The sequence below is a fragment of the Streptomyces sp. GSL17-111 genome, from assembly GCF_037911585.1.
In the GTDB taxonomy this organism is placed as follows: Bacteria; Actinomycetota; Actinomycetes; order Streptomycetales; family Streptomycetaceae; genus Streptomyces.
This window is the reverse complement of record NZ_JBAJNS010000001.1, coordinates 2,364,963-2,377,863: the sequence shown is the minus strand read 5'-3', so window position 1 is coordinate 2,377,863 and position 12,901 is coordinate 2,364,963. Positions and strand designations below refer to the sequence as shown.

The following is a 12,901-nucleotide window of genomic DNA, read 5'->3' as shown; positions in this document are numbered from 1 at the left end:
AGAGGTTCTACGTCCTTGGACACCACTGTCAAGCCCCAGGACATCAACGGTCCGTTCACGGCCGCCTCCTCCGCGACCGGCGGCCTGCAGCCGTTCCTGCATGACGCGGTCGTCACCCTGCACGCGCCCAGCCTCGTGATCTCACGGGCGGACGGGCAGCTCAGCGGGGCTGCGGACGGCTTCTACCACGGCGACCGCAGGGCACTCTCCCAACTGACCGTCACGGCCGAGGACATCGCCCTGGCCCCGGTCCAGGGCGGGCTGCGCGGCGCGGACCGCGCCGGCTTCCGGGCTGTCCTGCGAGGGCTCGGCGAGGTCACACCGGACCCGGCCGTCACCCTGCACCGCCGCCGCAGCACGTCCGACGGCCGCCTCGAGGAGATCCTCGACGTCACCAACGCGGGCGGCGAGCACGTCCGCTTCCGGCTGACGGTCGGCGCCGGCACGGACCTCGCCACCATGGACCAGGTCAAGTCGGGCCACGTGGCACCGGAGGCACCGGCGGACGTCGCCGACGGGAACAGCAGCGAACTCGCCTGGTCCGGCGACGACTTCGCCGTACGCCTGACGGCCGAGCCCGCGCCGGACGTGCTCCGGGTGCCGACGGGCGAGCTGTCGTACGACGTCGACCTGGGGCCCGGCGCCTCGTGGAGCGTGACGCTGACCTGCACGGCGGCACACACCGGCGGCGACCAGTTCCCGGCCCCGCCCGTGCGACAACCGCCGTGGGCCGTCCCCACGTTGCGCAGCGCGGACCGCCGCCTCGACCAGTGGCTTCAGCAGTCCCTGGCCGACCTGGACCGGCTGCGCCTGACCGACCCCCGATCACCCGACCCGGACCGCCCGGACCAGTTCCTGGCCGCCGGCGCACCCTGGTTCCTCACCCTCTTCGGCCGCGACGCGCTCTGGGCCGCACGCATGCTCCTCCCGCTCGGCACCGACCTCGCCGCCGGAACCCTACGCACCCTCGCCCGCCGTCAGGGCGCCGTCACCGACCCGGCCACGGAGGAACAGCCCGGCAAGATCCTCCACGAGGTGCGCCGCGCCACCCTCCGGATCGCCGACCGGCTCTCCCTCCCGCCGGTGTACTACGGCACGGTCGACGCCACCCCCCTGTGGATCACCCTGCTCCACGACGCCTGGCGCTGGGGCATGGCCCCGACCCGGGTCGAGGAACTCCTGCCGCACGCCGAGGCGGCCCTCGCCTGGATGCGCGAGGCGGCAGCCGCCGACGGGTTCCTCAAGTACGTCGACCAGACCGGCCACGGCCTGTCCAACCAGGGTTGGAAGGACTCCGACGACGCCATCCGCTACAGCGACGGCCGCCGTGCCCACGCACCGATCGCCCTGTGCGAGGTGCAGGCGTACGCCTACGAGGCGGCCCGCGCCGGAGCGGCCCTGCTGCGCGCGTTCGGACGTCCGGGAGCGGACGACTGGGAGTGCTGGGCGGACCGACTCGCCACCCGCTTCCGCGAGCGCTTCTGGGTGACGGACGCGAAGGGCCCGTACCCCGCGGTCGCGCTGGACGGCGACGGCCGGCCGGTCGACTCCGTCACCTCCGGCTTCGGCCACCTCCTGGGCACCGGCCTGCTGGACCCGCAGGAGAGCGCACTGCTGGCCGCCCGCCTCACCGGTCCCGACCTCGACGCGGGACACGGCCTGCGCACACTGAGCAGCGAAGCGGTGGGCTACAACCCCTTCGGCTACCACGTCGGCTCGATCTGGCCGCACGACACCGCCATCGCCGTCCACGGCCTGACGAAGGCGGGCTTCCCGGACGCCGCGGCGTCGCTGGCGGACGGACTGCTCGCGGCATCGGCGGCATTCGACGCCCGGCTGCCCGAACTCCTCGCGGGCCACGGCGCCGAGGCGGGCCCCGGCCCCGCGCCCTATCCGGCGTCCTGCCGCCCCCAGGCCTGGGCGGCCACCGCCTCGGTCCTCGTACTCCGGGCGGCACTCGGTCTGGAAGCCGACGTCCCGGCCGGCACGCTCACCGTGGCCCCCACCTTCGCCCGGAACTACGGTCCGCTGACCGTGGGCGGGCTCCGGGTGGGCGGGGACCGGTTGGACGTCACCGTGGCAGCGGACGGGGCGGTCCAGGTGACCACGCCCGGGACGCTGGCCGTACACCGTGACTGACCGGTGCGCCGGGCTTACGGGCGCAGGGCGGGGTGGTCGGAGACGACGGTGGGGGAGCCGGGGGCGATCTCGGTGAACCCGGCGTCGCGGACGACGGGGAGTCCGGCCGTGACGAGGGTGGGCCAGCCGGCCGGGCCGGCGGTGCGGACGGCGAGAGGGAAACCGGCGGCGTGCCAGGCGGCGCGGTCGGCCGGGGAGAGGCGGAGCCAGGCGAGGTGCGCGCCGTGGCCGGCCTGGGCCATGGCCTTCCCGGCGGACATCTCCAGCTCCGGGTTGAGCCACAGGACGGGGGTCCCGTCGTCGGGCGGCGGGGGGACGGGCTCCGGGTCGTCGAGATCGGTCCCGGAGACCTGGAGCTTGGCCAGCTCCTTCGGCCAGCCGTCGAGCGGCACCGGCGGGTAGACGCGCACCTCGGCGCGGTCCCCGGTGACGGTGATCCCCGGCAGCGCGCCGGCCCGGCGCCACTCCGCGCCGCGCGCCCGCCGGACGACCTTGCGGATGCGGCCGTCCTGCCAGGCGCGGACGGGCTCGGCCCATGCGCCGTCGCCGGTGGACCGCTCGTCGCCGAGCAGCGCGAGCACGGCCCGTGCGGCGGTCTCCAGGGCGTCGGTACGGGCCGGCGGTGCGGCCTTCTCGATGCGGACCACCAGCGGCAGCACGAACTGCGGTGCCGCGTCACGCTCACTGATCACCGCGCCAGGGTAGCCCGACCTCCGCGCACCGCCTGGTGTGAGCCGGGGCGCCGGGAAGGATGCCGGTATGAAGAGTGACATTTTCGCCAGTGAGAACATGGCGCAGCAGGCCACCGCCCCGGGCATGACCCTCCAGAACTCCAAGTCGGTCAAGTACGCGGTCAACGGGGAGATGTACGCCCGGCAGGGCTCGATGATCGCCTTCCGGGGCAACCTCCAGTTCGAGCGCAAGGGCCAGGGCGTCGGGGGGATGTTCAAGCGTGCGGTCACCGGCGAGGGGCTGCCCCTGATGGTCGTGCGCGGGCAGGGGGAGGCGTGGTTCGCCCAGGAGGCCGCGAACTGCTTCATCATCGACCTCGAACAGGGCGACGGGCTGAGCGTCAACGGCCGCAACGTGCTGTGCTTCGACGCGAGCCTGTCCTACGAGATCACCATGACGAAGGGCGTCGGCATCGTCGGCGGCGGTCTCTTCAGCAGCACGTTCAGCGGCTACGGCCGGCTGGGCGTGATCTGCGAGGGCACCCCCATCGTCATCCCCGTGAGCCCGCAGCTCCCGGTGTTCGTCGACACCGACGCCGTCGTCGGCTGGAGTCGGGGGCTGCACACCTCGCTGAACCGCTCGCAGTCCTTCGGCTCGATGATCCGCGGCGGTTCCGGCGAGGCGGTGCAACTCCGTCTGGACGGCGAGGGCTTCGTCATCGTCCGGCCCAGCGAGGCCACGCCGCACAAGCCGACGCAGAACTGAGGCGCACGCCACCCGCTGTCCGCCGCCCGCCGCTCAGCCCGGGGGCGTCGACGTCCTCGCCGCCCGGAGCGCCGCTCGCCAGCCGTGGCCCTGCCGGATGAGGTCGGTGGGGCCTTCCGGGCGGACGGGCGGCGGGGCGTCGGCGGGCGCGGTGTGGGGCGGTGGCTCGGGCGGACGTGCCGGGGCCAGGTCGCGGACGTCCGGCAGCGGCGGCAGGTAGCGCGTCAGCCGGGCGCGGACGTACGCGGCGGGGTGGTGGACGCCCTCCGGTGGCGGCCCCTGGACGATGGCGGCCCGGATGGCGTCGGAGCGGCGCCCTCGGAGGAGGTACTGGCCCGCCAGGTGGGCGAGTTGGGCGACGTCGGCGGCGGGCAGGGCGAAGCGCGGGTCCGCCCGGCCGATGAGCGTCAGCGTGCGCGCGGCCTGTTCGGCGTACCGGGCGAGGGGGCCGGTGAGCGCAGCGATGCCGTCGGGGAGGGGGAGGGGGGTCTGGTTCCTCGCCGTCTTGTCTCCCCGGAGGGGACGCCGCCGGGTGGGCCGGGCGGCGGGCGTACCGGCGGCCGGTGCGGTGGCCTTCGGACGTGCGGCGGTGCGGGGGCCGTACCACTCGGCTGCGTTGAGGATGCGGACGCCGAGCCGCCGCGAGCGGTCGGTGTCCTTGCCGAGGCGCGCGGCCTCCTCGGCCGCCTCCCAGCCCGCCGCCACCGCCTCGGGCGTCCGCAACGGGGCGAGGGAGGCCAGGCGTTGGTCGCGGATGTGGCCCTCGCGGTTCTGCCGCTTCCGGGCGTGCCAGTGCCCGTGCGCGCGCAGCGCCTTGCGGGCGGCGTTCGTCTTGTCCTTGCCCATGCGCAGGGTGCGGGCGACGGCGTCGCTGTTGCGGGCGTTGCGCGGCGGCAGCTTGACCATGGCCTGGAGCAGCCGCACGGCGGCGTCGGTGAGGGTGACGTCGTCGATGAGCGCGTCGGGCGTTTGCAGGAAGGGAGCGCGCGGGGGCGCGTTACGATCGCTGGGCATCGTCGGTGGGCCTTATCCACTCGTCGGTGTAGGCCCTCGCGAGGTGTTGGTAGCACCACGTGAGGGCCGCTTCGTCACGGGGACGAAGCAGTTCCTCACCCAACGTACACCGCCTCGCGACCGGTTGAACGCGTTCGGGGTGCAAGGCCTTCCGGGCGGGTACGGTCCGGGCGGAGGAGTCCGGCGATCGCGTCGGGCCGACGTGAGTGAGGTGTGCCTCATGGAGTACCGCCCCGACACCCTGTGCGTGCCCGCATGGTTCACGTCCTCCTACAGCCAGGAGAACGGCAACAACTGTGTCGGGGTCGCCGACTTCGCGCGGCAGGGAGCTGTCGGCATCCGGGATTCCAAGGACGTCGCCCGTCCCGCGCTGTGCGTGGGGGCCGCCGGATTCACCGCGTTCGTGCGGGCGGTGAGTGACGGCACCCTGCACGGCTGACCGTCACCTGAGCCGATGCGTGCGGTGGCCGGGCACCCGGCCACCGCACGCGGACCTCAGGCCCGCCATGCCCGAACGAGGTCCTCCGGGCCCCAGGACGCGGCCAGCGGGAGGGTGCTGTCCACACCCGCGCGGGAGACGGCCACCAGCGGGGTGTCCGGAGTGGCGCCGGGGACGGCGGGCGCGTCGCGGAGAAGGGCTTCGTACTCGCGGCGTCCGAAGGGCTGCGCGTCGAGCCACTTCACCGAGCCGACGAAGTGCACCGCGCCCGCGACCGGGGAGCGGTCGGCGCCGACGAGGTCGATCTCCGGGTTGTTCCGGCGGTTCCACCAGCCGCCGACGGCTTCGGTGTCCGGCCAACTGTCGTCCGGCAGCATCCGCAGCAGGGATTCCCTGATCAACGGTTCGACCGCCCGATCGCGCCAGGTCGTCCAGGACCTCAGGACGCGTCGCAGTGCCACGTCGCCCCGGCCGCGTTCGACGAGCGGCAGCGCGCGGTGGAGGAAGGCGAGCCAGAAGCGTAGGTAGGGGTCGGCGACGCGGTACCGCTTGTTCTTGGTGTCGGGTGTGTGGCCCAGCGGTTGTTCGATGGTGATGATGCGTTTGGCCTGCAGCGTTTTGAGAACGGGGGAGAGGGTGCCGGCCGCGAGCGGGCTGTCGCCCCCGGCCTGGGTGGCGATCGCGGTGAAGGTCCGTTCGCCGCTGCCGATGGCCTCCAACACGGCGCGCGAGCGCGTCGTCTCGGGGAACTCGCCCAGAAGCGTCAGCTCCCCGGCGGCCAGGAGCGGGGACAGCGGCTGCGTGAACGCCTCCCGGAGGAAGTCCTCGTGGGTCTGTCCGGGCCGCCAGGACTGGACGATCTCCGGGAAGCCGCCCGTGATGAGGAGCGCGTCGACCGAACCGGCCGCGTCGAGGCCCGTCCTCGTCTGGACGTCGGCGAGGTTCAACGGATGCACGGTCATCTTCGCGGCACGCCCGAAGAAGGGGCGCCCGTAGGTCTGCAGCGCCTCCATGACCGACATGTCGCTGCCGACGAGCAGCAGGAGGACCGGTTTGGCGGACAGGTGCCGGTCCCACGCGGTTTGCAGGGCACCCTCGAACTCCGGGTCCTGCTCGACGAGCCACGGAACCTCGTCGATCACCGCGACGCTGGGCACGTCGTCGGGGACGGCGAGGGCCAGGGAGCGCAGGGCGCTGTTCCAGTCCCCGGCCTCCAGACCGGCGACGAGCGGCGCTCCGGGGAGCGACGAACGCTCCAGGCACCGGAGGAAGTCGGTGCGCTCGGCAGCGGGGTTGCGGCCGCGACTGGCCTGGAACACCACGTACGGCAGCTCCGAGCGGTCACAGAACTCCTGAGCGAGCCGGGACTTCCCGACGCGACGCCGACCGGTCATGATCAGGGCTTTGCCCCGGGTGGCGCCCGTGCCGCTGGCGACGGCCTGTGCCTGGCTGCTGAGCAGGCCCAGGTCAGTAGCTCTCCCGCGAAAATCCATGCCTCACCTCCGTCGACAACGTCAGATCGCTTCTTAGTAAGATTCCATCTTACTTTGTTGCATCCGACGTTGTCGGCGACGGCCGGAGCGTGATCGCGGTGGCGGGGCCGAGGGGGCCGTCGGTGGGGATGACACGGGTCTCGGTGAGGTGGCCCTCGGCGAGGGCGGCAGCCCGGCGGGGTCGGGTTGGAGGGCCAGGGCTGCCGGTCGGGCAGCCAGCCGCCCCCGCTGACGGCGATCATCACCTCCTGGGCGACGGCCGCGCAGATGAGCGCGATGCGGCGGTGACGCACCCGGCCGGGCCCGGCGGCTACGCCGAGGATGCCCAGGGGCCGGAGCGGAGGTGGGCGACGCTGTGCCGCTCGCGTCCCTCCGGGGGGCCGCCGACGGCCCGGCCCACGGCGGCCATGGAGACGATCGCCCAGCCCGGGTCCGGCGCCAGTTCCTCGGTGAGTCCCTCCAGGTCGAAGGCGCGGAACTGGTGCACGGCCAGCCCCAGGGCCTGCGCTTGGACCGTCAGGTGGGCGACGGCCTGGCCGAGGTCGTAGTCCGCGAACTCGGAGTACAGCAGACGCGTGTCGTCGACGTGTCGGCGCGTGAGCGTGACGAGGAGCAGGCCCGCGTCCGTCGCCCACCGGGCGGAGCTGGGGGCGAGGTGGGGGAGGAGCCGTTTGTGCTCCGGCTCCCCGGGCCTGCCGGTGAAGAAGGCCCACGGCTGGGAGTTGCCCGCCGACGGCGCCCACCGTGCGGCCTCCAGCAGCAGCCCGAGGGCCTGATCGTCGACGGCCGCCGACGGGTCGAAGCGGGAGGGGCTGAAACGCCCGGCGAGCAGGGGGTGTATACCGCTGGGCGGCTCCTGGGGATCGTGCACGGTGGGCTGCAACCGCCGACGGCGCGTGGGTATTCCGGCCGGTGGGGTGCGCGACGTGTGACGTGCGGGCGCGCGGCCCGCCCGGTGGCTACCGGGGGTCGGTGGTGGTGAGGGCGGCGAGGTGGGTGGTGAGGGTGTCGGTGGTCTGGAAGGAGAGCCCGGCGAGGGCGACGTGCTTCCAGTGGACGTTTCCGTCGGCGTCGACGATGAAGACCGAGCGGCGCAGACCGAGGCCGGGGAGGGCGATTCCGTAGGAGCGGGAGACGGCGCGGTCGGTGTCGGCCAGCAGCGGCAGGGCGAGGCCGTGGGTGCGAGCGAACGCCTCGTGGCTGTCGAGGCCCTGCGGGCTGATGCCCCACACGGTGGCGCCGAGGTCGCGGAAGGCGTCCAGCTCGGAGGTGTAGGCGCAGAGCTGCTTCGTGCAGACGGGGGTGTTGTCGCCGGGGTAGAAGACGAGGACGAGCGGGGTGCCGCGCTGGTCGGAGAGGCGGTACGTGCCGCGCTGCGCGGTGCCGTCGTCGAGCACGACGCCGGGGAGTTCGAAGTCGGGGGCGGGTGTGCCGGGCGCGGGGGTCCTGGACATGTGGCGTTCCCTCACGAGACGTGTTGAGGCGGGCGGCCTGCCGCAGCAGGCCGGGCGGAGGCGGCCGGGGAGCCGGGCCGCCGTGGACTCGAAGGTTACGGCGCCGACGGCCCGTTCGCCCCGTTCGCCCCGGGGGCTCGCGTCGGCGACCCGGCGTCGGGGGAGGCGGCGAAGCGGCGTACGAGGTCGGCGACGGTGGCGCTCTGCTCCAGCAGCGCCGACCAGTGGGTGGCGTCGAGGGAGCGACGCACGAGGTGGGGCGCCCACTGCTCCAGCCCCTCGGCGAGCGCGGGGGAGACGTAGTGGTCGCGGGTGAGGGTGACGAGTTGGACGGGCACCTGGGTGGGCCGGTAGCCGGGCCGGACGACGCGGGGCAGCATGTTGGCGCGGTAGAGGGCGATGCCGCGCACGGCGTCGTCGCGCAGGGTGGACTGCGGGTGCCCGGCGCGGGGCGGCACGCCCTCGACGCGGTGCAGCACCGACCGCCAGCGGGCCGCGAGGCCGAGCCGCCACACGGCGGGCGCGAGCAGCGGCAGGTGGAAGGCGTAGATGTACCAGGAGTGCGCGGCCTGCGCGAGGAGTTGGGCGAGGTGCCGGGGCGTGGGGTGGGTGAGCCGGTGGCGCGTCCAGTGGCCGACGTGGTCGAGGCAGGGGCCGGAGAGCGTCGTGTAGGTGGCGACGCGCCGTTCCGCGCCGGGCCGGGTGACGGCCTCCCAGCTCTGGATGGAGCCCCAGTCGTGGGCGAGGACGTGCACGGGACGGTCGGGGCTGACGGCGTCGGCGACGGCGAACAGGTCGTCGGCGAGGTGCGGGAGCCGGTAGGCGGCGCGGTCGCGCGGGGCGGTGGAGGCGCCGGCCCCGCGCACGTCGTGGCGGACGACGTGGTGGTCGGCGGCGAGGTCGGCGGCGACGTCGTCCCACACCCGGTGCGTGTCGGGGTAGCCGTGCACGAGGAGAACGGTGGGCCGGGCCGGGTCGCCCTGCGCGTACACGGCGAGGTCGACGCCGCCGGAGCTGACGGTGCTGCGGCGTACGCGCTCATCGCGGTCCTCGGGGGAGACGCTCATCGTCGGTGCCAGTTCCTTCCGCGGCCGGTTCGGCGGGTCACAGGTCCAGTTCGAGGCAGGCGCCCTCGGGGGCGCGGGAGACGCACACGAGCATGTCGCCGTCGGCGCGTTCGGCGGGTGTGAGCCGCCGGTCGCGGTGCTCGACCGGCCCGGCGAGCACCCGCACCCGGCAGACGCCGCAGAAGCCCTGGCGGCAGGAGGAGGCCGTGGCCGGGTCGTTCGCCCGCAGGACGTCGAGCGCGGTGCGGTCGGCGGGCACGGGCAGGACGGTGCCGCTGCGGCGCAGGCGCAAGGAGAACGGGCGGCCGTCGACGACGGGCGGTGCGGCGAAGCGTTCGGCGTGCAGGGCCCCGGCCGGGCACGCGTCGAAGGCGGCCCGGACGGCGTCGAGCAGCGGCCCGGGGCCGCAGCAGTAGACGGCGGCGCCGGGGGGCGCGTCGGCGAGCAGCCGCGCGGCGTCGGGCGGGCCGTGCTCGTCGTCGGTGCGCACGTGCACCCGGCCGGGGTGGCGGGCGTCGAGCGCGGCGAGTTCGTCGGCGAAGGGGAGGGAGGCCCGCGTCCGTCCGCAGTGGACGAGCCGCCAGTCCAGGCCGCGCCGGGCGGCTTCGCGGGCCATCGGCAGGATCGGGGTGATGCCGATGCCGCCCGCCAGGAGCAGGACGCGGTCCTCGGCGGCGAAGGGGAAGGCGTTGCGCGGCCCGGCGACGGTGACGCGGGCGCCGGGCGTCAGGGTGGCGTGGACCTCGACCGAGCCGCCGCCGCCCTCGGGAAGGCGGCGGACGGCGATGCGGTAGGAGTGGCGCTCGGCCGGGTCGCCGCACAGGCTGTACTGGCGCGTGCGCCCGGAGGGCAGTCGCAGGTCGAGGTGGGCGCCGGGTCGCCAGGGCGGCAGCGGGGCGCCGTCGGCGGCGGTGAGGCGCACGGCGACGACGTCGTCGGCCACCATCTGGCGGGCCGTCACCGTCAGCCGCAGCGGCGGGCGGGACGCGGCGGGGTGCCGGCCGGTGGGGTCGGTGCGGGTGGCGAGCGCGAGGTAGCGGTCGGTGAAGGCGTCGAGGAACCGCAGGAAGCGGTCCGGGCGGGGGCGCCCGGAGAGGGCGGCCGGGGGCGGGGTGTCGGGGCGGCTGCGCATGGCTGTCCTCGGCCGGGGTCGTCAGTGGGCGGCGGCGCGGGCGGCCGGGGACGTCCCGAGGTAGGCGACGGCCTGCCGGGTGGAGCCCTCGTGGGTGGGGTGGTAGCGGGGCTTGAAGTACCGGCCCGCCGAGCGGGCGGCCCGTCGCGGGTCGGGGAGGAGCCCGCGCCGGGCGGCGGCGGTGTAGGCGCGCCAGCTGGGCCGGGCGCGGGCGGGCAGCTCGGGGTCGGCCGCCATGAGGAACCGGGTGCCGCTGATCCAGAGCTTCACCAGGACGGGCCCGGCGATGAGCATGGCGCGGGTGCGGCGGACGTAGCCGGGGTCGAGGTGGCACAGCAGGTCGTAGGCGACGCTGCGGTGTTCGACCTCCTCGGCGCCGTGCCAGCGCAGCAGGTCGAGCATGGTGGGGTCGGCGCCGGCCCGGTCGAGGCCGCGCGCGTTCAGGACCCAGTCGCCGAGGAAGGCGGTGACGTGCTCGATGCCCGCGATGAGGGCGACGCGTTCGGTCAGGTAGGCGCGGGCGCGGTGCGGCGGCAGCCCGGGGCGTTCGCCCAGCACCCGCTGGAAGACGAACTCGACGTGCCGCAGGTAGGGGCCGGGGTCGAGGCCCTGGGCGTGCAGGTGGTCGAGGACGCCCTCGTGGGCGTCGGCGTGCAGGGCCTCCTGGCCGATGAAGCCGAGGACCTGTTCGCGCAGTTCGTCGTCGGTGATCAGCGGCAGCGCCTCCTGGAAGGTGCGGACGAACCAGCGTTCGCCCTCGGGGAGCAGGAGGTGCAGGACGTTGACGACGTGGGTGGCCAGGGGCTCGCCGGGGATCCAGTGCATCGGGAGACCGGCCCAGTCGAAGGTGACGTCGCGGGGCTGGAGCACGAGGCCGTCGGGCTCGTCGGGGGCGGCTGCGGCGTCGGGCGCGGCGGGCTGGCGCATGCGGGTTCCTCCCGGAGGAGCGGCGGGTTACCGACGGGTTACCCCACAGTAGAGCTTGCTGACATCTTGTCAATAGTGGTGACGCCCCGCACACCCGCGTCCGTGCCGGGCGGACCCGACCTGGACAGCGGGTCGGAGCGGGGTCGTATGGTGTTGGCGCGCGGCGCCGGGGGTCGCGCGCCAACGGGTGGGAGGGAGCCGATGGCTCGGGACTACGACAGCCAGCTGCTGGAGTCGGTGGCCGTCCGGCGTCGACGGCTGCGGGACGCGCTGCTGTTCGGCTCGCAGCGCATGCGGCGCACCCTCGACGAGAACCTGGGCAAGATGTTCGGCGGGATCGCCCTCGCCGCGGTGGTCTGCGCCGGGTGCGTGGGGTGGTCCTTCATCTCCGAGCGGATGCTGAAGGACGACGACGCCTCGGGCCCGCCCGCGCACGTGAGCGAGAGCGACACCGCCCGGGCGGTGGCCCCGTGGTGAGCGTGGCGGACCAGCGCACCGGCCTCAGCCGGGTGACGCTCGTGGGCGAGCGGCGGCGCGTCGACATGGTGCTGCCCGCCGAGGAGCCGATCGGCGAACTCCTCCCGGACGTCCTGCGCCTCCTCGGCGACAAGGCGGCCGACCGGCCCGCGCTGCGCCGCCTGGTCACCCCCGGCGGCGCCGTCCTGGCCCAGGACGACACGCTGGCCTCCGCCGGTGTCGCCGATGGCGCGGTGCTGCGCCTGGTGCGGCAGCAGGAGACGCCCGCCGCCCCCGTCGTCCACGACGTGACGGACGAGGCCGCCGACGACCTGGACGTGCGCGGCTGGCGCTGGGGCGACCGCACCCGGACGTGGACGGCGGGGACGGCCCACGTCCTCCTCGGCCTCGTCGCCGCCGTCTGCGCCCGGCTCTGGCTCGGCGCCGACGCCGTGGGGCCGTGGCTGCTGGCCGCAGCGGGAGCGGCGTCCGCGATCGGCGCGGTGGCCGCCCGGCTGGGCGGCCGGGAGCTGGGCACCGCCCTCCTCGTACTCGGCGGCGCCCTCGGCGCCTACGGCTCCTGGACGGTGACCGACGGCGCCGCCGTCCGGCTCGCCGCCCTCGGCGGGGTCCTCGCCCTCTCCCTCGTCCTGCTCGGCGTGTGCGCGGGCGCCGGCCGGGGCGCCCTGGTGGGCGCCGGAGCGGTGGCCGTCGTCGTCGGCGGCTGGGAGCTGGCCCTCGCGGTGACGGACGCCGCCGGGGCCGGGCTGATCCTCGGCCTCGCCTCCGTCCTCGCCCTCGGCCACCTGCCGCGCCTCGCGCTCATGGGCGCGGGCCTGACCCGGCTGGACGACCAGCGCGCGGGCGGCGCGTCGGTGAGTCGGCACCGGGTGGACGCCGCCCTGGCCGCCACCCACCGGGGCCTGGCGCTGGCCACCGTGGTGACCGGCCTCTCCGCCGCCGCCGGGGGCTGGCTCGCCGTGAGCGGCCCGCAGGCCACGGCCTGGGAGGTCACGGCCACCGCGCTCTTCGCGGTCGTCCTGCTCTCCCGCTCCCGCGCCTACCCGCTCGCCGTCGAGGTCGTCGCCCTGCTGGCCGCCGGGACGGCCCTGGCGGTGCGGCTGTTCGCGCTGTGGGGCGGGGCCGCGACGGCCGCCCCGCTGGCGGCCCTGGCGGCGGTGGCCCTGGTGCCGCTGGCCGTCCTCGTCCTGCGGCCCCCGGACCACGTCCGGGTCCGGCTGCGGCGGACGGCGAACCTGGTCGAGTCGGTCAGCGTCGTGGTGCTGATCCCCGTCGTGATCGGTGCATTCGGCGTCTACGGCCGACTGCTGAACACCTTCTGA

The 12,901-nt window shown here is 75.1% G+C and carries 13 protein-coding genes; 5 read left to right on the top strand and 8 right to left on the bottom strand.

Going from position 1 to position 12,901, the window contains the following annotated elements; all coding sequences use genetic code 11:
• Nucleotides 1–15 precede the first annotated feature (15 nt).
• Nucleotides 16–2,139, top strand: coding sequence for an amylo-alpha-1,6-glucosidase (locus V6D49_RS10385; protein ID WP_340558998.1), 2,124 nt, complete (start codon nt 16–18; stop codon nt 2,137–2,139).
• Between the two features lie 14 nt (nt 2,140–2,153).
• Here V6D49_RS10385 and V6D49_RS10380 read toward each other — a convergent pair whose 3' ends face one another.
• Nucleotides 2,154–2,912, bottom strand: a complete 759-nt coding sequence (locus V6D49_RS10380; RefSeq protein WP_445330498.1) for a peptidyl-tRNA hydrolase — start codon at nt 2,910–2,912, stop codon at nt 2,154–2,156.
• Between V6D49_RS10380 and V6D49_RS10375 the strand changes: the two genes are divergently transcribed.
• Nucleotides 2,899–3,576 (top strand): AIM24 family protein, encoded by a 678-nt coding sequence (locus V6D49_RS10375; protein WP_340558996.1) that lies wholly within the window; start codon nt 2,899–2,901, stop codon nt 3,574–3,576. The genes V6D49_RS10380 and V6D49_RS10375 overlap by 14 nt on opposite strands.
• Before the next feature lie 33 nt (nt 3,577–3,609).
• On the opposite strand, the gene V6D49_RS10370 is transcribed toward V6D49_RS10375, so the two are convergent.
• Nucleotides 3,610–4,590 carry a hypothetical protein gene (locus V6D49_RS10370; RefSeq protein ID WP_340558994.1) on the bottom strand — a complete coding sequence of 327 codons (981 nt, stop codon included), beginning with the start codon at nt 4,588–4,590 and terminating at the stop codon, nt 3,610–3,612.
• A gap of 220 nt (nt 4,591–4,810) precedes the next feature.
• Here V6D49_RS10370 and V6D49_RS10365 point away from each other — a divergent pair, with 220 nt between their 5' ends.
• Nucleotides 4,811–5,029 (top strand): DUF397 domain-containing protein, encoded by a 219-nt coding sequence (locus V6D49_RS10365; RefSeq protein ID WP_340558992.1) that lies wholly within the window; start codon nt 4,811–4,813, stop codon nt 5,027–5,029.
• A gap of 56 nt (nt 5,030–5,085) precedes the next feature.
• On the opposite strand, the gene V6D49_RS10360 is transcribed toward V6D49_RS10365, so the two are convergent.
• From V6D49_RS10360 to V6D49_RS10335, 6 genes are all read right to left on the bottom strand, one after another.
• A complete protein-coding gene (locus tag V6D49_RS10360; RefSeq protein WP_340558991.1) occupies nt 5,086–6,522 on the bottom strand; it encodes an ATP-binding protein in 1,437 nt (478 codons plus the stop codon).
• Nucleotides 6,523–6,832: 310 nt separating this feature from the next.
• Entirely contained in the window at nt 6,833–7,393 is a 561-nt protein-coding gene (locus V6D49_RS10355) for a nitroreductase family protein (RefSeq protein ID WP_340558989.1), read from the bottom strand.
• Between the two features lie 88 nt (nt 7,394–7,481).
• Nucleotides 7,482–7,976, bottom strand: a complete 495-nt coding sequence (locus tag V6D49_RS10350; protein ID WP_340558987.1) for a peroxiredoxin family protein — start codon at nt 7,974–7,976, stop codon at nt 7,482–7,484.
• 95 nt (nt 7,977–8,071) lie between these two features.
• Nucleotides 8,072–9,043, bottom strand: a complete 972-nt coding sequence (locus V6D49_RS10345) for an alpha/beta fold hydrolase (protein WP_340558985.1) — start codon at nt 9,041–9,043, stop codon at nt 8,072–8,074.
• A 37-nt stretch (nt 9,044–9,080) separates the two neighbouring features.
• The gene (locus tag V6D49_RS10340; RefSeq protein WP_340558983.1) at nt 9,081–10,175 is read right to left on the bottom strand and encodes a PDR/VanB family oxidoreductase; all 1,095 of its coding nucleotides are present in this window, start codon (nt 10,173–10,175) and stop codon (nt 9,081–9,083) included.
• A gap of 21 nt (nt 10,176–10,196) precedes the next feature.
• Nucleotides 10,197–11,102: a metal-dependent hydrolase gene (locus V6D49_RS10335; RefSeq protein WP_340558981.1), complete on the bottom strand. Its 906-nt coding sequence runs from the start codon at nt 11,100–11,102 to the stop codon at nt 10,197–10,199.
• Nucleotides 11,103–11,303: 201 nt separating this feature from the next.
• Between V6D49_RS10335 and V6D49_RS10330 the strand changes: the two genes are divergently transcribed.
• Nucleotides 11,304–11,579 (top strand): hypothetical protein, encoded by a 276-nt coding sequence (locus V6D49_RS10330; protein ID WP_340558979.1) that lies wholly within the window; start codon nt 11,304–11,306, stop codon nt 11,577–11,579.
• Complete coding sequence (locus tag V6D49_RS10325; protein WP_340558977.1) at nt 11,573–12,901, top strand: EsaB/YukD family protein; 1,329 nt, start codon at nt 11,573–11,575, stop codon at nt 12,899–12,901. The genes V6D49_RS10330 and V6D49_RS10325 overlap by 7 nt, the downstream gene beginning before the upstream one ends.

Bases quoted from the DNA above. Each gene is read 5' to 3' on its own strand.
- V6D49_RS10375 (WP_340558996.1), top strand. From the start codon at position 2,899: ATGAAGAGTGACATTTTCGCCAGTGAGAACATGGCGCAGCAGGCCACC.
- V6D49_RS10380 (WP_445330498.1), bottom strand. From the start codon at position 2,912: ATGTCACTCTTCATACCGGCATCCTTCCCGGCGCCCCGGCTCACACCA.
- V6D49_RS10370 (WP_340558994.1), bottom strand. From the start codon at position 4,590: ATGCCCAGCGATCGTAACGCGCCCCCGCGCGCTCCCTTCCTGCAAACG.
- V6D49_RS10365 (WP_340558992.1), top strand. From the start codon at position 4,811: ATGGAGTACCGCCCCGACACCCTGTGCGTGCCCGCATGGTTCACGTCC.
- V6D49_RS10360 (WP_340558991.1), bottom strand. From the start codon at position 6,522: ATGGATTTTCGCGGGAGAGCTACTGACCTGGGCCTGCTCAGCAGCCAG.
- V6D49_RS10350 (WP_340558987.1), bottom strand. From the start codon at position 7,976: ATGTCCAGGACCCCCGCGCCCGGCACACCCGCCCCCGACTTCGAACTC.
- V6D49_RS10345 (WP_340558985.1), bottom strand. From the start codon at position 9,043: ATGAGCGTCTCCCCCGAGGACCGCGATGAGCGCGTACGCCGCAGCACC.
- V6D49_RS10340 (WP_340558983.1), bottom strand. From the start codon at position 10,175: ATGCGCAGCCGCCCCGACACCCCGCCCCCGGCCGCCCTCTCCGGGCGC.
- V6D49_RS10335 (WP_340558981.1), bottom strand. From the start codon at position 11,102: ATGCGCCAGCCCGCCGCGCCCGACGCCGCAGCCGCCCCCGACGAGCCC.
- V6D49_RS10330 (WP_340558979.1), top strand. From the start codon at position 11,304: ATGGCTCGGGACTACGACAGCCAGCTGCTGGAGTCGGTGGCCGTCCGG.